Source organism: Terrirhizobium terrae (assembly GCF_030323265.1).
In the GTDB taxonomy this organism is placed as follows: Bacteria; Pseudomonadota; Alphaproteobacteria; order Rhizobiales; family Rhizobiaceae; genus Neorhizobium.
Genome location: NZ_CP104992.1, coordinates 2,503,710 through 2,522,785 on the forward strand (window position 1 = coordinate 2,503,710; position 19,076 = coordinate 2,522,785).

Genomic DNA, 19,076 nt, shown 5'->3' on the forward strand with positions numbered 1-19,076 from the left:
ACGGCACATTTTGCGGGTGTTTTGCCGGGATGCGGAAAAGCCCCGGACAAGGCTCGTGCGGCATGATTGCGCCAGCACAGGAATACGTGAGGCGTCTCGCATGGTTTCGACCTATCTCAGCTTCGATCTCGTCAACCGCGACATGGCCTCAAGCCTGAAGCGGATCTCGAGCCAGACCCAGGTCGCCAACGATCAGGCCTACTACCAGGAAAATATCGGCAAGATCACCAGCGTCGACGAGTTCCTCGATAACTACCGGCTCTACAATTTTGCGATGACTGCCTACGGTCTGGGGGAAATGGCTTATGCCAAGGCCTTCATGAAGCAAGTGCTGGAAAGCGATCTCTCCGACCAGAACAGCTTTGCCAACCGCCTCACCGACGAGCGCTATACCAACTTCGCAGCTGCCTTCAATTTCTCCGTCTCGAGCTCGACGACGGCCGTGGCCCAGTCCGAAGGGCAGATGGAAGATGTCTTCGACCTCTATAATGCGCAGATTTCTGCGCTGGAGGACAAGACTGAAGAGGATACCCGCTATTTCAAGGTAATGATGGGCACCAGTGGCTATGTCACCAATGTCGATCAGTTTCTTCGCAACGACGACCTGCGCAACTACATCTTCAACGCATACGGCATCGACGGCCAGTATTACAATTACACCGCCGTCAGGGGTGCGCTGACCAGCGATCCGAACGACCCTGACAGCTATTACAGCAAGACTTACGGCACGCAGCTCGACAGCTATAACGCAGCCAAGACCGAGGATCCGGAACTGGCCGAACGCGTCAGTGCCAAGGATGCGATTGCGGGCTACGAGAAGTCGATCGCGCTCGGCCAGGAGCAGAAAACCGACTACCAGCAGCAGATCGATGCCAAGCAGCAGGAAATCAACAATGGCGGAGACCAGGAAGCCCTGCAGGCCGAAATCGATGCGCTTCAGGTCAAGCTGGACGAGACCGAAGAACTGATCGCCGCCGACCAGGCGTCGATGGAGGCAAAGCAGGCGCGTTACGACGAGCTGGATGCGAAGCTGGTGCCGATCGACGAGACGGATGCGCGCCGCGCAGAGTTGAAGACGATGATAAGCGGCTATTCCGCCGGCAACATGGCCTTCTACGAGAAAATGAAGAAGCTGGCGGAGGACTTTCAGTTCAACGCCGACGGCACCGTGCCGGCAAGCGGCGCGCTCAGCGATGACAAGATCCAGGAAATCGTCGGCAACTACTTCTCCTCGCAGGGCCGCGTCACCCATGCCGAGGCGATGTTCAACCAGGAATATTTCGAGAGCAAGGTTGGCACTTTCACCAATGTGGATGAGATGCTGGCCGATGACCGCATCTATCAGTACCTGCGCGGCGCCTTCAATCTTGATGAAGCTTATGTCGTGAAGTCGACGCTGGAGCAGATCCTGACCAGCGATCTCTCCGACCCGACCAGCTATGCGAATTTTTATGGCGCCGAGCGACCGCAATATCTGGAGCTCGCCAAGGCGTTCAATTTCAGTACCGCCGGTACGGTGGAAGCGGGCAATGCCCAGACGGAAGCCCAGACCACGAACACGCGCAACATTTACATGTCCCGCTGGGACGATAAGCAGGAAGAAGATCTCGAAAAGTCCATCGGCTTCTACAAGTCGGACATGGCTTCAATCGAGACACTTGACGACTTCCTCAGTGCCGATGCCGATACGACCTATGAATTTGCGCTGAAGGCTGTCGGTATCGATCCGGACAGCGTTTCCAAGTTCAAGATCAGAAGCATTCTGCAGAGTGATCTCTCCGATCCCAACAGCTATGTTTACCAGCAGAAAGACGAGCGTTTCGTCTCGCTCGCCAAGCTGTTCAATTTCGACAAGGACGGCGACGTAACGGTACCCGTGCTCGCCCAGTCGAATGCGACCATTACCAATGTCGCCAAGGACTATATCCTGCGCCAGACTCGTTTCCTGGAGGGGATGAATTGAAGGCCGCCAAGGCCAAGGCCGAGGAAGACAGCAAGTATTATACCGACGCCATGCAGCGGATCGACACCCGCGACCAGTTCCTTGCCGACCGCCAGCTGATCGACATCGTGCTGGTTTCGAAGGGCATCGACCCGGAGACGATAACCGACGACTTCATCGAGCAGATCTTCGCGTCCGATCTCGATGATCCGGAAAGCTACGTCAACACGCTGGACGACAAGCGCTTCGCCCAGATCGTTGGCTCCTTCAACTTCGATGCCGATGGCGAAATCGATCGCTCTAAGGGTGGTGGCGCGCAGAACGGCGGCCAGATGTCGGCGACACAGTCCATGTATCTCAGTCAGCTTCTGGAAACGGAGCAGGGCAACGACAATGCCGGCGTGCGCCTCGCGCTATATTTCCAGCGCATGGCCGACACGATCACCGATCCCTATGTCATTCTTGGTGACGACGCGCTCGCCGAATTCTTCCGCGTGACCTACAGCCTGCCGACCGAGTTCAGCAACATGGACGTCGACAAGCAGGCGGCCGTGGTGGAGAAGAACCTCAACCTTGCGGATCTCTCCGATCCGGTAAAGCTGAAGAAGCTCGTCGAGCGTTTCACCTTCATGTATGACATCGAGAACAATTCGGGCGCGACGTCTCCGGCCGTCAGCATTTTGAACGGCAGCAGTGCTACCGCAGGGATCAGCGCCGATACGCTCTGGGCGCTTTCTCAGCTGGGCACGGGCTGATCCGGCGTCAGCACGTTAGAGTCGTTCTTCTTTTCCGTTGGCTTGAAGTCGGGATCGATATGGCCTGACAGCCAGTCGAGATCGTCCTCGGCGGCAGCCCGCATGGCGGCTTCCACCCGGCGGTAGCGCTTCAGCATTTCCTGACCGAATTCCGTCAGCCCCGCACCGCCGCCGCTTTTGCCGCCATGGCGGGTGGAGATCGACGGCTCGCGGAACATCCGGTTGATCTCGTCCGCCAGCAACCAGGCGCGGCGGTAGGACATGCCGATCGAGGCGCCGGCGGCACGGATCGAGCCGTGTTCCTCGATCAGTTCCATCAGCTGTGCCTTGCCCGGTCCGAGCCTGACGCCGATGTCGAAATCGATGCGGATCGTCGCCTTGCGGATATGGCTCATGCCGAGGCGCCGGGAACGTTGACCACCTTGCCGGGGTTCATGATGCCGGCCGGGTCGAAGGCGGACTTGATCCGGTACATCAACTCCATCTCGATGTCCGAACGGATATGGGCGAGTTCATCGCGCTTCAGCTGGCCGATGCCATGCTCCGCCGAGATCGATCCGCCGGCATCGAGAACGATGGCGTGGACGATTTCGTTGATTTCGCGCCAGCGGTCGAGAAAGGCCTGCTTGTCGGCTCCCATATCGGCGGTGACCGGCTGCGAGATGTTGTAGTGGATATTGCCATCGCCGAGATGGCCGAATGCGCAGATACGGGCACCGGGCATGGCGGCGAGCACGGCTCTCTCCGCTTCCGCCATGAAGGCCGGGATCTTCGAGACCGGTACCGAAACATCGTGCTTGATCGATCCGCCTTCAGGCTTCTGCGCATCCGACATGCTTTCGCGCATGTGCCACAGCGCCTTTTGCTGGGCAACCGAGGAGGCGATAACCGCGTCCTCGACGAGCCCGGCCTCGAAACCCTGTTCCAGCAGGGACTGCACCATGACGCTGGCCGTCTCGGCGCTGTCGGAGGTCGAAATGTCGATCAGCGCGTACCAGGCATGTGGACCTTCCAGCGGATCACGCACGCCGTCTATATGACGCGTGGTGAACTCGATGCCGATGCGCGGCATGAGTTCGAAACCGGTCAGTGCCGTGCCGCAGAGCGTCGAGGCCTTCTCGAAGAGATGCAGCGCATCTTCCGGCGAGGCGAGGCCGGCAAGCGCCACCTGATGGCCGACAGGCTTGGGGAAGAGTTTCAAGACCGCGCCGGTGATGATGCCGAGCGTGCCTTCCGCGCCGATGAAGAGATCGCGCAGATCGTAGCCGGTATTGTCCTTCTTCAGCCGGCGCAGGCCGTTCCAGATTTCGCCGGACGGCAGCACGACTTCCAGCCCGAGGCAGAGCTGCCGCATGTTGCCATAGGCGAGCACGGCGGTGCCGCCGGCATTGGTGGAGAGATTGCCGCCGATCCGGCAGGAGCCTTCCGAGCCGAGTGACAGCGGGAACAGCCGGTCGACCTTGTCGGCCGCGGCCTGCACGTCGGCGAGGATGGCGCCGCCCTCGGCGACCAGAACGTTGGCAAGCGGGTCGACGTCGCGGATCTTGTTCATCCGCTCGAGCGACACGATGATGTCATGTCCGCCCGTTCGCGGGGTCTGGCCGCCCACGAGACCGGTATTTCCGGTCTGCGGCACGATCGGCGTGCCGGTTTCGCTGGCGAGTTTCAGGATGGCGGCGACTTCTTCCGTCGTGCCGGGCTTCAACAGAAGCGGCGACGATCCCTTGTAGAGACCGCGGTTTTCGATGAGATGCGGGGCGAGATCCGCAGCGTCGCGAACGGCATGTGCCTCGCCGACGATGGCCGCGAAGCGGTCGAGCAATTCGGGTGCCACGACCGGCAGGTCCGCCGCATTATCCATTTCAGGTCTCTCCATCCCTCGGCGCCGCAGCGCGTGCCAGCCTGTCGTTGATCGCCTCGCCAAGTCCCTCCTCGGGAATGGCCGTGACGGCGATCCGCTGCGCGCCGCTGGCATCTGCGCGCTTCAGGTATTCGAACAGGTTTGCGGCCGCCTGCGCAAGGTCTCCCGAGGGGCTGAGATCGAGATCGATCGCCGCCGTCTCGATGCCGGGAATTTCGATGCCGCCAAGACGGATCAGCGCCTCACCCGGCTCTACCGACCGCGCGTTGAGACGCACGGCCGCGCCCGGGGCATAATGCGAGGCGAGCATGCCCGGCGCCTCGATGATCGCGGCAGGTCCTTCGCGGCGCTGGACATCCTGTCCGACAGCTTTGGCAATATCGTCTGCCGCAAGCCCACCCGGCCGCAGGAGCAGGATCGCGCCGGTCTCGGGGTCGACGCGCACGATGGTCGATTCCACGCCGACCGGTGATGAGCCACCGTCGATGATCAGTTTCAGTTTTTCACCGAGGTCGTCCATGACATGCCGGGCGGCGGTCGGGCTGATCTTGCCCGACGTATTGGCGCTCGGCGCTGCGAGTGGCCTGTCGAAGGCGCGGATCAGGTCGCTGGCAAAGCCTTCGGGGCAGCGCAGTCCGACGGTTTCGAGACCGGCTGTCGCCAGCGGATGGATCGGGCTTCCTGGTCGGAGCGGCAGGATGATGGTGAGCGGACCGGGCCAGAAAGTCTCCGCAAGTCGCCGCGAGATGGGGTCGAAGACCGCATAGCGCTCGGCCATGGCGATATCGGACACATGGCAGATCAGCGGGTTGAAGCGCGGCCGGCCCTTCGTCTCGTAGATCCGCGAAATCGCGTCGGCCTGCGTCGCATCGGCGGCAAGGCCGTAGACCGTTTCGGTGGGGATGGCGACAGGAAAACCTTCGCCGAGCACGCGGCTCGCCTCGCGGATTGCGCGTTCCCGTTCCTGTCTGCTGTCTATGATCTCGGCCGTCATGCCGTCGTCAATACAGCGGGAGAGAGCCGGTTCAAAGCTTTTTGATGATCTCGCGGACGGCTGCGTCCGGCGCGCCCAGCATCAGCACGTTGCGCATCGCTTCGCGCGGATCGCTGGTGCGAAACAGCAGGCCGTTCTTGCGGAATGTGCGGTCGATCCGTGCGCCTTGCCCGGCATCTCCCTCGATCGCGACGGCGAAATACATGCGCGAGCTCTTCGGAATGATGCGGGCGAAGAATTCTTCCTCCTCGCCAATGTCGGAGGAAAAATTGGCGATGTAGAACGACCAGCTCACCATGTCTTCCCGCGAGAAGGCGGTGCGTGCAGCCGTGACGTGGCAATAGCCGAGATGTGGGCTGCCATCGAGCGTGCGGTGGAAGATGAGCTTCGGCAGGGCGATCAGGCGGTGGAATTTGTTGAGGCGCGCATGGGTCGTCTCACCTGCCGCTTCCAGCTTGCGGCCGGTCTGCTCGGCCACTTCGTCATGGCTGAGATAACGACGTTCGTTCGGTATCGATGGCGGGCGCGGGCGGGAGATCTTGCCGGTGCGCAGGAATTCCGAATGCGCATTGCTCCGAGCAGGCGGCGGCGCGAATGTCGGTTGCCTGTTGACCTCGAAATACCGGATCTGTCCTGGCATAGGCGCGAGCCTTCCCTGTGAGTCGGATACGATTCTATTAGTGAAATCTTAACAACGAGTTTCACCTGCTGCCATAGTGTTCCGGGATAGCAATATGGCCTCGTCGCCAATGCAGTGTCGGATGTCGCAATGTCGCCTATGCGACAAGCTGTCATCGGGCTTAAATGACACCAAGCTCATGGTGCCGCCTTGCTAGGGAAGGCGGAGAATTGGGAAGCCGGCGGATCTAAAAGATCTAACCGGCGCTGCCCCCGCAACGGTGGTGGAGTTTGAGGCATGGCGTAAGCCACTGGGACAGAGCCGAACGGCCGCCCGGGAAGGTGCCATGCAGTTCACTGAGGGAAACCTTGGAGACAACTCCTCAGCCCGGAAACCAGCCTGAGCCGTAGTTTAGACCGGTCGCGGAGGGCGCTCGGGACGAGAATGGGCGGGAGGCTCCCCGCCGGCTTGTCCATGCCCTGTCCGCTTGCTTGATTTGCGAGGAAGCATATGGACATTCATAATCAGGTTCTGCGGCAGCTGAAGAACCGTCGCGAAGGCTTCAGCCTGGAGCAGCCCTTCTATATCGACCAGGATTACTACAAGCTCGATCTGGAGATGATCTGGTATCGCGACTGGCTGTTCGTCGGCCATGATTGCGAGGTGGAAAAGGCCGGCCAGTATTTCACCCTGCAGATCGGCGACTATCCGGTTCTCGTGATCCGCACCCGCGAGGGCGATATCCGCGCCTATCACAATACCTGTCGCCATCGCGGGCACCGCGTCTGCACCAAGGAAACCGGTTCAGCCACTCGTCTCGTCTGTCCCTATCACCAGTGGACCTATCAACATGACGGCTCGTTGATGTCGGCCCGCCACATGGGCGAGGATTTCGACAAGAAGAAATTCGGCCTGAAGCCCGTCCATTGCCAGGTCGTTGCCGGCTACATCTTCGTCTGCGTTGCTCAGGAGGCCCCGGATTTTGCTCCGGTGCGTGCTACCGTCGAGCCCTACATGGCCCCCACCGGTTGTCGGAGACAAAGGTCGCCGCCAAGAATACCATCATCGAAAAGGGCAACTGGAAGCTCGTCTGGGAAAACAACCGCGAGTGCTACCACTGCGCCGGCAACCATCCCGAACTCTGCCGCACCTATCCGGAAGCGCCGACGGCGACCGGCGTCCAGGGCGCGGGCGATGATCCGTTCATCTCCGAACACTGGAGCCGCTGCGAGGCGGCCGGTCTGCCGAGCACGTTCAACATGTCGCCGGACGGCCAGTTCCGCGTCGCCCGCATGCCGCTCATCGAGGATGCCGAGAGCTACACGATGAACGGTCGACCCGCCGTCCTGCGTTCGCTCTCCGACGATGTGAAGATTTCCCATATCGGCACGATGCTGCTGTTCCACTATCCGACGACCTGGAACCATATGCTCGTCGATCACGCGATCTCCTTCCGCGTGATCCCGATCGGACCGGAGGAAACGGCCGTCACCACCACATGGCTCGTCCACAGGGATGCGGTTGAAGGTGTCGATTACAATGTCGACGAACTGACCCATGTCTGGAACATGACCAACGACCAGGACCGCCAGATCGTCGAGGAAAATGCCTTCGGGATCCGCTCGCCGGCCTATGAGCCGGGCCCGTATTCGGAAGCCCATGAAGGCGGCGTCATGCAGTTCGTCGAATGGTACGCCAACTTCATGATCGATCGCCTGCAGGGAGACGAGGGCAAGCTTTACGCCGTTGCCTAAAGTCATGTCATTGGAACAAAGCGGGGTGTCATCCGTTGTAGACCGCTAGTCTACAATAAAGGAAACACCCCGTATGACCGCCTTTCGCATGCGCCTTGCTACGGCGCTGACGGCCGCTGCTGTCCTTGCCACCAGCTTTATTCCGGCTTCCGCAATGCCTGTTTCGCCGATGCCGGTTCCGGCCGTGTCGTCATCTGCCGGTCAGGTGACCGAGGTTCAGTGGCGCCATCGCGACGATCGTCGCCACTATCGTCATGACCGCCGCCACTATCGCGAAGGCTATTACAACGGTCATCGAGGCTATCGCGAACGCCGTCGTGGCTATCGCTATCACAATGGCTACTGGTTCCCGCTGGCCGCCTTCGCCACCGGTGCTATCATCGGCGGTGCGATTGCCAATTCCGGCGGGAGAAGCCGTCACGTCCAGTGGTGCGCCGACCGTTACCGGACCTATCGTGCATCCGACAATACCTATGTCTCAAGCCCGGGCGTTCGCCGCTCGTGCAACTCGCCCTACAGGTGAGCCTCCTTGGCCCGACCGGATCCGCGGCCGGACCTTTGATGATCCCGCTGTTAATCGGCGGTTCAGGATGAAAATCCTAGCCTCATGGAGAAACGGGATCATCATGACCTGCGATCACCGGCGCTTAAGGCCCCGCATGATCGCAACAACCACGGAATGGAGAATTTGAAATGACTCTGTTCAAGAAACTTGCAGTCGCTGCGGTCTCCGCGGTCGTCCTGGCAGGCTCTTTGGGCTCGGCCCAGGCGCTTCCGCTGCCGGCGGTGCCGAACGCGCCAGCGGCCTCTGACGTGACCAACGTCCAGTATTACCGGCATTATGGCGGCCCCCGTCGGGGCTGGGATGGGCCGCGCCGCGGCTATTACGGCGGCCCTCGCCGTGGCTGGTATGGCGGTTACCGCGGCTATCACGGCTACCGTGATGGCTACCGCCGTCACAGCGACGGCTACTGGTATCCGCTGGCGGCCTTTGGCGCCGGTGCTATCATCGGTGGTGCCCTCGCGGCGCCGCGTTATGTCGAACCGGCCCCTGCGCCGGTCTATCGCAGCAGCGGTGGCCTCAATCCGCGCCACTACGAATACTGCGCCGGGCGTTACCGCTCGTACGATTCCTATTCGAATACGTTCCAGCCCTATAACGGCCCGCGCCAACAGTGCTACTCGCCTTACTACTGAGGTTCGGCTTCCGCTAAAGGCTTACTGGAACAAGACAGACCCGCGCTCCGGCGCGGGTTTTCTTTGCCGGATTGTCAAAGCTACAGGATGCCCACGCGACGCAGCAGCCACCACGCGGCGGCAACCGACAGCACAATCGCGCCGAAGGCAAATGCCGTCCCGTGAATGCCCTCGGCAAAGGGCAGTGACGACGTGTTCATGCCGAAGAAGCCGGTGACCAGCGACGGTGGCAGCAGGAAGGCTGTCATCAGCGACAGGATATAGAGGTGACGGTTGGTTTCCGAGGACAGTTTGGAATCGATTTCCTCGTGCAGCAGACGCGCCCGTTCCTGCAGCGCGTAGACATCGTGATCCACCGCCTCCAGCCGGCCGATCAGCCGCGCCGCCGCATCGTCGAAGCCCAAAGGCATGTCGTCCTCGTCGGACGCCGCCGCGCGCCGCATCAGGGTCAGGATCGTTCTGAGGTGCCGGTGCAGCCTGACGACCGTGCGCCGCACAGGCGCCAGCCGCCGGCGCTCGTCTCGCGGCGCGTTGTCGTAGACGAAGTCCTCGATCAGGTTCAGCTCTTCCGTCAGCTCCATGACGAGCGCGATGAGCGTGCGCTGGAATTCCGCCACCAGCGTTTCGAACACGTCGATCGGTCGCTTGTAGCGGCCGGCATTCTTTTCCACCGCCACCTTCAGCCGGTCGATGGATCGCAATGGCTGCAGGCGCGTGGTGATGATGATGCGTTCCGAGACGAAGAAATGCAGCCAGCCGATATCGCGTGTCTCGCTGGCGAATTCCTTCTGGAAGTCGATCAGTGTGCCGTAAATCAGCTGCTCGTCCAGGATCACCGCCGCATGGGTGTCGCGCGTGGTAAGCGCCGAAAGCGCCGGTGGCGTCAGGTCGGGAAGGCTTTCGAGAAAAGCGGGCACGCGGCTGTCGGCGAGGTTGAGATGCAGCCACAGGAACCCGTCCGTTACATCAAGTTCGTTGACCGTCGTTTCCAGCGGCAGGCGTGCACAGGAGCGCGTCGGCCCATCGAAGCGATAGGCCCAGACGAGACCCGGAATGGCAGGCGTCATCAGCGGGGGCGTATCCATGGGCACAATTCCTCTGTCTTCTCGCCTTGTACGCCAAACTTGAAAAAGAATCTCTAGCGTCGACTTATGAACGGTTGATGCCGGATTTCGCTGCCTTGGTGACAGCAGGAACAGAGAATTGACAAGAGTATTTACGTTTACGTAAAAGATAGATACTGCCGAGATGGCATGGCTGCACGGCTGATGAGGAGGATCACATGTACAGCGCCCCCGTGGAGGAAATTGCCTTCACCCTGAACCATATTGCCGGCCTAGGCTCCGCGCTCGAGGAGGGACGCTTCGGCGACCTGAGCGGCGATCTGGTGGATGCGATCCTGGAAGAAGCGGGCCGCTTTGCCTCCGGTGAATTGGCGCCGCTCGGCGAAAGCGGTGACCGCGAGGGTGCCACGCTTGCCGACGGCAAGGTGACGACGCCGGCCGGTTGGGTAGAGCTCTATCGCCACTGGCGGGAAGGGGCTGGAACGGGTTGACCGCGCCGGAAGCCTATGGCGGTCAGAACCTGCCGCATATGCTCAATGTCGCGACGCTGGAAATGTGGAATTCCGCCTCCATGGCCTTCGCGCTGGCACCGACGCTCACCATGGGCGCGATCGATGCGCTGGCCACCCATGGTTCCGAGACGCTGAAGGCGACCTATCTGGAAAAGATGGTCTCCGGTGAATGGACCGGCACGATGAACCTGACCGAGCCCCATGCAGGCTCGGATCTCGGCGTCTTGAAAAGCCGCGCCGAACGCAGCGACGACGGCAGCTACCGCATCTTCGGCCAGAAGATCTTCATCACCTGGGGCGAACACGATGCCGCCGACAACATCATCCACCTGGTGCTGGCGCGCCTTCCCGATGCCCCGGCAGGCACGCGCGGCATCTCGCTCTTCCTCGTACCGAAATTCCTGGTCAATGAGGACGGTTCGCTCGGCGAACGCAACGACGTGTTCTGCCACTCGATTGAACACAAGCTCGGCATTCACGGTTCGCCGACCTGCACGATGATCTATGGCGATGGCAAGTTTGGCGCCGAAAGCGGTGCCGTCGGTTATCTGGTCGGCGAGGAGAACAAAGGCCTCGCCTGCATGTTCACGATGATGAACAATGCCCGATTGGCTGTCGGCATCCAGGGTGTCGCGATCGCCGAGGCCGCCACACAGAAGGCGATCGCCTTTGCCAAGGAGCGCACCCAGGGCAAGACGCCGGATTGGTCCGCCGATAGTGGCAAGTCGATGAGCCCGATCATCGAGCACCCGGATGTCGCCCAGATGCTGCTCACCATGAAAGCGCTGACGCAGGGCGCCCGCGCCATCTGCTATGCCTGCGCCTATGCCACCGACATGTCCCATCACACAGAGGGCGACACCGCCCGTCATTGGGCTGAACGCGCGGCGCTGCTGACGCCGATCGCAAAATCCTTCTCGACCGATATCGGCGTCGAAGTGGCGTCCCTCGGCATCCAGGTCCATGGCGGCATGGGCTTCATCGAGGAGACCGGCGCGGCGCGTTATCTTCGCGATGCCCGCATCGCGCCGATCTATGAAGGCACCAACGGTATCCAGGCCATCGACCTCGTCACCCGCAAGCTGCCGCTGTCGAATGGCGATCAGGTGCACGGTCTCATCGCCGAGCTGAAGGACGTGGCGGAGGAAGTTGCGGCTCGCAACGATGACGCTTTCGGCGAGACCGGTATCCGCCTGAAGGCAGCCGTCACGGCGCTGGAGACTGCGACCGCCTGGCTCATGGACGCTCAGGCCGAAGGACGCGCAGCGGACGCCCTGGCGGGTGCCACGCCCTATCAGCGGCTCTTCGGCCTCGTCTTGACGGGAACCTATCTCGCCAAGGGAGGGCTGGTCGCTCTCGACAATGGCGAGGGCGACAAGCGGGCCAGCCTCTGCCGCTTCATGGCGGAAAACCTGCTCGCCGAAACCTCGGCGCTGAAGGACCGCGTCATCGCCGGTCCCGCCAGCCTCGCGGCTGCGCGCGCGGTTCTGGATTGAAGCATTCCCCTCCCCAACCCCTCCCCACAAGGGGGAGGGGCTTAACCCGCAGCGCCGCTTCTTTCGAACGGTTGGCCAATTGCGAGGTAAGACCGCGCCCCGGATATTCTCCCCCTTGTGGGGGAGATGGCCGGCAGGCCAGAGGGGGACTTGCATCTGCGAACGCACTGCCAACAAAAGACAATTAGATGGGGGAGATACCTATGACCGAACATATCATCGTCGAGCGCCCCGAAGCCTATTCGGGCGTCATGGTCATCCGCTTCAACCGGCCGGAAAAGAAGAATGCCATCACGGCCGCCATGTATCACCGCATGACGGCGACGCTGGAGGAGGCGAATGGCGACGAGGCGGTCAGGGCGGTTGCCTTTCTCGGCACCGAAGGCTGTTTTTCCGCCGGCAACGACATGGGCGACTTCCTCGCTCACGCCATGTCGGGCTCGACGGATGCACCGGCCGCTGCCGTCTTCATCAAGGCGCTGGCACTGGCTGAAAAGCCGCTCGTTTCCGGCGTAGACGGGCTGGCGATCGGCATCGGCACCACGCTCAATCTGCATTGCGACATGACGGTGGCCTCTAACCGCAGCCTGTTCAAGACGCCCTTCGTCGACCTGGCGCTTATACCGGAAGCGGCATCCAGCCTGCTCGCCCCCGCATCATGGGCCATCAGCGCTCGTTCGCCATGCTCGTGGCAGGCGAGGGCTTTTCGGCACAGGCCGCCCTGGAGGCCGGGCTGATCTGGAAGATCGTCGAGACAGATGCCGTAGAGGCGGAGACGCTGACGCTCGCCGCCAGCCTTGCCAAAAGCCGCCGCAGGCGCTCAAGATCGCTCGGGATTTGGTCCGTGGTCCGCGTGACGAAGTCCTCGCCCGCATGGACGAGGAGCTGATCCATTTCTCCGAGCGATTGAAGAGTACGGAAGCCCGGGAGGCGTTCGAGGCTTTCATGCGGCGGTGAAGCCTGTCGATGCCTAACGCACCGACAGGCGGAGATGTTCGTGTTCGCAAAGGCTCAGTCAGACCTGAGGAACGGGCTGCGCCGGCACGAGCGCGTCGATCGGGTTGATGTCCCCGACGAACTCGATGAGATCGGCCATGGTGAAGTGGCCAGCCTTTGCACCCGGCAGTTCCGGTTTCCAGTCCGACCGTTGCCATAGGAAGGACTCGTGGTCTCCGTGCACCATGCCGAGGAAAGTCTCGGCGACGATGGTCGACGCCATCGGACCGAGCCGCTCACCCTTGTGATAATATTCGGCCTCTTTTAGCACGTAATACCAGAGTGGCGTTTCCTCGTGCAGGCCGTGTTTCTTGGCCGCCTTGCCGTCGGGGCCGGTCGCCACCTGCGATGGTTTCAACGGCGTAAGACCCATTGCACGACAGATCGCCTGGCCGGACGGAAGCCCGATCTGAACGCCGCGCCTGAGATTGCGGAAGGCCAGGTTGAATTCCCGCATCTGCTGCGGGGGCGCATTGGGCTCCCGACCGGGCAGCGTGTGCAGTGCGGGCGTGATCATCGGGTCGAGACGGCGGCTGTGGTTAAGGGCAAAGTTGCCGCCGGCCGGCGTCTTGAGATCAAAGAAACGCCGCCAGTCGATGATCCAGTTGGATGGCAATTTGGGCAGGGGCGAGGTCGGCCCTGCCGGTGGCACCGGTGCAAGTTCGCCGACGATAGAGCCGGATTTGCCGGTGAAGTTGAATAGCAGGCCAAGTGTGCCGTTGGCGATCAGATCCGTCGTCGGATTAAACACCCTGTTATGGCTGTAGGTCTGCCGAACCATGGAATGCCCGAGCCGATAACAGGCAGCGGCGAATTCGGCCGGCATATAGGGACGCTGCCTGAAGCGGTAGAAGCGCCGACCCTCCCGCTTGATCTTCTGGATCAGGCCGGGTTCGGTGAGCAGCTCGACGAAATCGAACAGCACGATCCATTGATAGTGCCACGTGACGATGCGACGGACTTCCTTGAACAGGGCAGTCCCCTTCAAGTCAGGGCGCTCGGCTGAAACCTTGTCGAACACCTTGTTGTGAAACTTCAGCATCAGCAGATGGAACTGTGCCACCAACAGGTTTTCGTCGTTGCGCTCGTCGAAGATCAGCGCATGACCCACCTGATTGCGTGGCAGATCGTTCGGCAGCGATGGGATCGCCACGCCATTCTGATCCGGTGATTCACTCGTATGGCCGATCAGCATCTTGCCGAGGATCTCGGGCTTTGTGGGATGGCGTTGATAGAGATAGGGGTGGATGCCCGGCCCGTCGCCATAGAGAGAATCAAGATCGAGAGCAGGCGTACGAAAATTGATCGTCGCCGTCGGATCGGCTTTCTGCTGGTCTAGCGGCGTCGTGTCGAGCGTGATGTCGTGATCAACGAATTGGCCCAGATAGGTATAGCCGGCGGGGATATTGGCGTTGTCGCCGCCCGTATCAGGGTTCCCTTTCGCATCGATCTTGTCGAGCATCGCCTCCGCGAGCTCGGCAAGCGCATCATCGCTTGCGGAAAGCGGAATGAGATTGGGAAACATTACCCCGAATTTTCCGGGATCACCTATGCCGTCGAAAGAGTGCAGCGTCTCCGGCTTCATGCCGCGCACGCCATGCCCATGCATCGCTATGTCTGTCATGACTTCCCCTAGGCCGCGCTGAAGCAAGTCATTTGCCTCCTTGGGGCGCGACCGACAAAGGTTAAGTCAGTTCCAAATTCACGTAAATTAGTAATGTCTAAACTACAACTTTAGAGCCGCCGAACGGTATATCCTTCGATACCGCAATAGGTCTTTCTGCTCCAAATTAGCGCGTCAGCAGCGCCACGGCCTCCACATGAGGCGACCACAGGAACTGGTCGATCGGCGTGACCGACTGGATGCGGTATCCGGCGTCGACGAGGATCCTGAGGTCCCGCGCCAGGGTAGCCGGGTTGCAACTGACGGCGGCGATTGTCTTGATGCCGGAGTGGGCAAGTTCCTTCACCTGTACCTCGGCGCCGGCGCGCGGCGGATCGAAGACCGCAGCGTCGTAGACCTTCAGCTCCTGCGCCATCATCGGCCGGCGAAACAGATCGCGCTTTTCCACCGTCACGGGCTTGAGGCCCTGGGTATTTCGGGCTGCGGTATCGAGAGCCTTCAGCGGCTTGTCCTCGCCCTCGACCGCATGCACCTTCGCTTTCCGGGCGATCCTCAGCGAGAACGTGCCTGAACCGGCAAACAGGTCGAGGACGCGCTTCGCCTTGCCGAGATGACCGAGCACCAGTTCCGCCATCGCGTCTTCCGCCGGCTTGGTCGCCTGGGCAAAGGCCCCGGAGGGCGGCGACACCTGCACGCCGCCGAAATCGATCACCGGCTTTACCGGTTCGAGAACGACCTCGCCATTGATGGATACGCGCGCGATCCCCTTGAGCGACAGGACCGCCTCGGTAATGCTGCGGCGCTGCTTGTCCTCGATCTTCTTCAGCCCTTCGGCGGCAAGATCGAGGCCCGACAGGGTCTCCAGCACGGTCAGCCGGAAGGTTTCCGAGCCGATTGCCATCGCGGCCGCGACGGTGCGGATCGCGGGAAGCCTCGCCACGATGCCCGGCGAGGCGATGGGACATTCCTCTATGGAGACAATGTGATTGGTCTCGGCGCGATTGAAGCCGAGCAGCAGTTCCTTTTCAGTCTTGCGTACCGAGAACGTGGTGCGGCGCCGCTCGCCCGGATGGCAGGCGATCAGCGCGCCAACCTCGGGCGTGAGACCTCGCGACTTCAGCGCATCGACGACAAGTCCGCGCTTGAAGGCCTGATAGGCCGGGGCTGCCAGATGCTGCAGCGAACAGCCGCCGCAATTGTCCCGGTCGGGATCGAAATGACGACAGACCGGCTCGATACGGTCCGGCGACGGATTGGAGGTCGACATGACCGTCCCATGGTCGCCGTTGCGGGCAATCGCCAGCACTTCGCCGGGCAGCGCATAGGGCACGTAGACCGGGCCGTCCTTGCCATCGGCGATGCCATGTCCCTGGGCGCCGAGCCTGTCGATCGTGACGATGACCGTGCTCATTCGTCGTCCTCTGCGTTTTCGGGCTTCCTTCCGGCGAGCAGGAATTCCTTGTTGCCGTCTCCGCCGTCGATCGGCGAGGGGATCAGGCCAAGGCTCGTCCAGCCCATGTCCTCGACGAGCCAGCGTTCCAGTTCCGCGGCCACTGCAGGTGCCGTCTCGGGCTCCTTCAACAGTCCGGCCTTGCTGATTGCGTCGCGACCGGCCTCGAATTGCGGCTTGACCAGCAACACGCAGAGCGCATCCGGTTCGGCCTGCTCAAGTGCAGGCGCGAGTGCCAGCTTCAGCGAGATGAAGGAGACGTCGGAGACGATGAAGGTGATTTCCTCTCGTCGTAATCCTCAGGCTCCAGATTGCGGGCGTTGAGGCCCTCGATATTGGTGACGCGCGGATCGCTTGCGATCCTGTCATGCATCTGGTCGTGGCCGACATCGATCGCGGTGACGTGCTCGGCACCCCGTTCCAGCAGGACCTGAGTGAAGCCGCCGGTCGACGCACCGACATCGAGACAGTCGTGGCCGGCCGGGTCGAGCTTGAAGTGATCGAGCGCCGCGACGAGCTTCAGCGCTGCGCGCGACACGTAATCCTGCGCCGGATCGTCGATGCTGATGGTTGCGTCGGCCGGGAAGGTGAGGCTCGGCTTAGTGACGACACGGCCGTTGACGGTGACGGTTCCGCGCGCTACCGCATCGCGAGCGCGGGCGCGGCTCGCAAAAAGATCGAGCGAGACCAGAAGCTGGTCGAGGCGCTGGTTTTCTGAAGGTTTGGACATGGTGGACGTCAATGCCTGCGGATGACCTGTTATGCAAGCTTTTCCTCATCGCTCACGTCAGTGGATAGCCCTGCCGAGAGCCGCGACATCAATACCCGATCCGCCCGTCTTTCAGTTGAAACTGAATTACCGATTTGTGACGTGAGATTGCGCCTTCCCGGAGCGAATAGCAGCGGTGGTCCAGGTGTTATCAGCGTGAACCGGCAGCGGATGCCGTTCGTGGAGAACACCATCTCCCGGAGACCCCGCGATGAAGCATGCGGCAGATCGCTACGACGCAGTCACGATCATCCTCCACTGGCTGATCGCACTCCTTATCCTCGGCCAGATCTGTCTGGGTTTCGTGATGGCTCGGTTGCCGATTGATCCCGGCCTGCAGTTCTCGCTTTTCCAGTGGCACAAGTCCTTCGGCCTGCTGGCCCTGCTGCTGGCTTCGATCAGATTGGTGCATTCCTTCATCTGGGTACGCAGCACGCCCGCGAAAGGCGTCAGCCGCATCGAATACGGCATCGCCCGCACCATGCACTATTTGCTGATCCTGCTTGCGGTCTGCATCCCTGTTGCCGGCTGGATGATCGTATCGGTCTCGCCGCTGGAAATCCCGACCTTCGTCTTCAACCTCTTCGTCATGCCGCATCTGCCGGTCGCCAAGTCGGATGCCGCGGAAGCACTCTGGACATCGGTCCATACCTGCCTCGCCTACACGCTGCTCGTGCTCGTCCTGATCCATTCGGCAGCCGCGCTCTATCACCATTACCGCCGTCGCGACGAGGTTCTGACGAGAATGCTCGGCATCCGTCCACGGCCGGCCAGAACGACTATCGGAGACTATTGAGATGACCCGGAGAGCAGTTCTTCTCGCAGCGTTGCTTTTCTTGTCGGCGCCTTTGGCCGGAAAAGCCGAGACCAAGGAGCCGGATCTCGCGGAAGTTGCCGGCCGATACCGGATTACCTCCGGTTCCACGATAGGCTTTACAGTCGATCAAATCGGCGGAGGTGGCATCAAGGGACATTTCGGCCAGTTCGCCGGCACCTTCAATCTCAAGGCGGGCGATCTGCCCCATTCGGTCGTCAGTTTCGAGTTGAAGCCTGAAAGCATCAGCACCGGACAGGGCCGCATCGACAATTTCCTGCGCTCGCCCGCAGTCTTCGATGCCAGTGAATTCGAGACGATCTCATTCCGATCCGACAAGGTCGAGAAGACCAGCACGGACAGCGCTCGCATCTCCGGTACGCTGACGGCCAAGGGGCGCAGCCTGCCGGAAGTTTTCGACGTCAAACTGACCTCGTGGAGCGGCGGCAAGATCGCCTTCAACGTCAGCGGCAGGATATTGCGCTCCCGCTATGCGATGGATGTCGGCACGCCGATCTATTCCAATGTCGTGCAGTTCGACATGATGATCGAAGGCCAGCGCTGACAGGCGTACGGCATCCGCCGACAGGCAGCCTCAGTCCAGAAGGCCGTAACAGCGCTTGGAGGGTGGCAGGGCATGTCTCCGGCTCATGATCTCGCCACGCAACGCCATCAGGGCATCGCCATACTCGCTATTGTCTTCCATCACCTGGAAATAGTCTTCCGGTGCGGCCTTGAAAGCGCGATTGATACGTCCGTCAATTTCCGGGCAGGCATCGGAGAAGACGAATTCTCGTGCGGCCTGGAGATCGCAGAAAAACAGAGCCGCAAGGCCATCGTACGCGTGCGAAGACCAGCCGGTAAACCACATCGTATCGCCTACATGCGCTTCGGCAAATTCCCCGCTTATCCTGTCCGTACGGTTGGCCTTAACGTTGCGGATGCAGCGGTAGAGACGCCCAAACTGAAAAGGCTCGTAGTCGAGGAGATTTCGGCGCCCTTGTACATAGAGATCTAGGTCGCCGTCTTTCTTGAGGTAACGGGCACAGGCCTCGTAGCGGAAAATGAGAGCGTGGTCGGAGAGAACGCGCCCCTCGATAGTGGGGTCGGCGAAATAATCTTCCCAGTCTCTATGCCCGCCGGCCGTTTCACCTTCAACGCTCATTGTTTCGCCCGGATTTCGGCCGGAGGTAGCAGGGGACGCTCCGTCTGACATGGTCGCCTTCACT

General features: G+C 61.2%; 14 protein-coding genes, 4 pseudogenes and 1 riboswitch. Of the genes and pseudogenes, 9 read left to right on the forward strand and 9 right to left on the reverse strand.

Annotation, left to right across the window (positions count from 1 at the left end; genetic code table 11):
• Positions 1–100: 100 nt before the first annotated feature.
• Both N7E02_RS20070 and N7E02_RS20075 read left to right on the forward strand, forming a co-directional pair.
• Positions 101–1,963 carry a DUF1217 domain-containing protein gene (locus N7E02_RS20070; protein WP_286579373.1) on the forward strand — a complete coding sequence of 621 codons (1,863 nt, stop codon included), beginning with the start codon at positions 101–103 and terminating at the stop codon, positions 1,961–1,963.
• Complete coding sequence (locus N7E02_RS20075) at positions 1,960–2,697, forward strand: DUF1217 domain-containing protein (protein ID WP_286579374.1); 738 nt, start codon at positions 1,960–1,962, stop codon at positions 2,695–2,697. Before N7E02_RS20070 ends, N7E02_RS20075 begins: the two co-directional genes overlap by 4 nt.
• On the opposite strand, the gene N7E02_RS20080 is transcribed toward N7E02_RS20075, so the two are convergent.
• The 4 genes from N7E02_RS20080 to N7E02_RS20095 are packed head-to-tail and all read right to left on the reverse strand — an operon-like array spanning position 2,679 to position 6,192.
• Positions 2,679–3,092, reverse strand: a complete 414-nt coding sequence (locus N7E02_RS20080) for a winged helix-turn-helix domain-containing protein (protein ID WP_286579375.1) — start codon at positions 3,090–3,092, stop codon at positions 2,679–2,681. The genes N7E02_RS20075 and N7E02_RS20080 overlap by 19 nt on opposite strands.
• Entirely contained in the window at positions 3,089–4,558 is a 1,470-nt protein-coding gene (locus tag N7E02_RS20085; RefSeq protein WP_286579376.1) for an FAD-binding oxidoreductase, read from the reverse strand. The genes N7E02_RS20080 and N7E02_RS20085 overlap by 4 nt, the downstream gene beginning before the upstream one ends.
• 1 nt (position 4,559) lies before the next feature.
• Positions 4,560–5,552, reverse strand: a complete 993-nt coding sequence (locus tag N7E02_RS20090; protein ID WP_286579377.1) for an L-threonylcarbamoyladenylate synthase — start codon at positions 5,550–5,552, stop codon at positions 4,560–4,562.
• A gap of 31 nt (positions 5,553–5,583) precedes the next feature.
• Complete coding sequence (locus N7E02_RS20095; RefSeq protein ID WP_286579378.1) at positions 5,584–6,192, reverse strand: DUF6656 family protein; 609 nt, start codon at positions 6,190–6,192, stop codon at positions 5,584–5,586.
• 161 nt (positions 6,193–6,353) lie between these two features.
• Positions 6,354–6,588, forward strand: a riboswitch (cobalamin riboswitch).
• A gap of 93 nt (positions 6,589–6,681) precedes the next feature.
• Between N7E02_RS20095 and N7E02_RS20100 the strand changes: the two are divergent.
• The 3 genes and pseudogenes from N7E02_RS20100 to N7E02_RS20110 all read left to right on the forward strand — a co-directional run bounded on the left by N7E02_RS20100 (position 6,682) and on the right by N7E02_RS20110 (position 9,122).
• A pseudogene (locus tag N7E02_RS20100) lies at positions 6,682–7,925 on the forward strand (aromatic ring-hydroxylating oxygenase subunit alpha).
• Positions 7,926–7,998: 73 nt separating this feature from the next.
• Positions 7,999–8,448 (forward strand): BA14K family protein, encoded by a 450-nt coding sequence (locus N7E02_RS20105; RefSeq protein WP_286579379.1) that lies wholly within the window; start codon positions 7,999–8,001, stop codon positions 8,446–8,448.
• 170 nt (positions 8,449–8,618) lie between these two features.
• Positions 8,619–9,122, forward strand: a complete 504-nt coding sequence (locus N7E02_RS20110; protein WP_286579380.1) for a BA14K family protein — start codon at positions 8,619–8,621, stop codon at positions 9,120–9,122.
• Between the two features lie 80 nt (positions 9,123–9,202).
• On the opposite strand, the gene N7E02_RS20115 is transcribed toward N7E02_RS20110, so the two are convergent.
• Entirely contained in the window at positions 9,203–10,207 is a 1,005-nt protein-coding gene (locus N7E02_RS20115; protein ID WP_286579381.1) for a transporter, read from the reverse strand.
• 197 nt (positions 10,208–10,404) lie between these two features.
• Between N7E02_RS20115 and N7E02_RS20120 the strand changes: the two are divergent.
• Together N7E02_RS20120 and N7E02_RS20125 are read left to right on the forward strand one after the other, a co-directional pair.
• Positions 10,405–12,194 (forward strand): annotated as a pseudogene (locus N7E02_RS20120) (acyl-CoA dehydrogenase family protein).
• Between the two features lie 251 nt (positions 12,195–12,445).
• Positions 12,446–13,083 (forward strand): annotated as a pseudogene (locus N7E02_RS20125) (enoyl-CoA hydratase-related protein).
• Between the two features lie 126 nt (positions 13,084–13,209).
• Here N7E02_RS20125 and N7E02_RS20130 read toward each other — a convergent pair.
• The 3 genes and pseudogenes from N7E02_RS20130 to N7E02_RS20140 all read right to left on the reverse strand — a co-directional run bounded on the left by N7E02_RS20130 (position 13,210) and on the right by N7E02_RS20140 (position 16,994).
• The gene (locus N7E02_RS20130; RefSeq protein WP_286579382.1) at positions 13,210–14,814 is read right to left on the reverse strand and encodes a peroxidase family protein; all 1,605 of its coding nucleotides are present in this window, start codon (positions 14,812–14,814) and stop codon (positions 13,210–13,212) included.
• Between the two features lie 166 nt (positions 14,815–14,980).
• On the reverse strand, positions 14,981–16,225 hold the full coding sequence (locus N7E02_RS20135; protein WP_286579383.1) for a class I SAM-dependent RNA methyltransferase: 1,245 nt from the start codon (positions 16,223–16,225) through the stop codon (positions 14,981–14,983).
• Positions 16,222–16,994: pseudogene (locus N7E02_RS20140) on the reverse strand (TlyA family RNA methyltransferase). The gene N7E02_RS20135 and the pseudogene N7E02_RS20140 overlap by 4 nt, the downstream one beginning before the upstream one ends.
• A gap of 250 nt (positions 16,995–17,244) precedes the next feature.
• Here N7E02_RS20140 and N7E02_RS20145 point away from each other — a divergent pair.
• Positions 17,245–17,829: a cytochrome b gene (locus tag N7E02_RS20145; protein WP_286579384.1), complete on the forward strand. Its 585-nt coding sequence runs from the start codon at positions 17,245–17,247 to the stop codon at positions 17,827–17,829.
• 1 nt (position 17,830) lies between these two features.
• Positions 17,831–18,412 (forward strand): YceI family protein, encoded by a 582-nt coding sequence (locus tag N7E02_RS20150; protein WP_286579385.1) that lies wholly within the window; start codon positions 17,831–17,833, stop codon positions 18,410–18,412.
• 30 nt (positions 18,413–18,442) lie between these two features.
• Here the strand turns inward: N7E02_RS20150 and N7E02_RS20155 are convergent, their stop codons facing one another.
• Positions 18,443–19,075: a hypothetical protein gene (locus N7E02_RS20155; protein ID WP_286579386.1), complete on the reverse strand. Its 633-nt coding sequence runs from the start codon at positions 19,073–19,075 to the stop codon at positions 18,443–18,445.
• Position 19,076 lies beyond the last annotated feature (1 nt).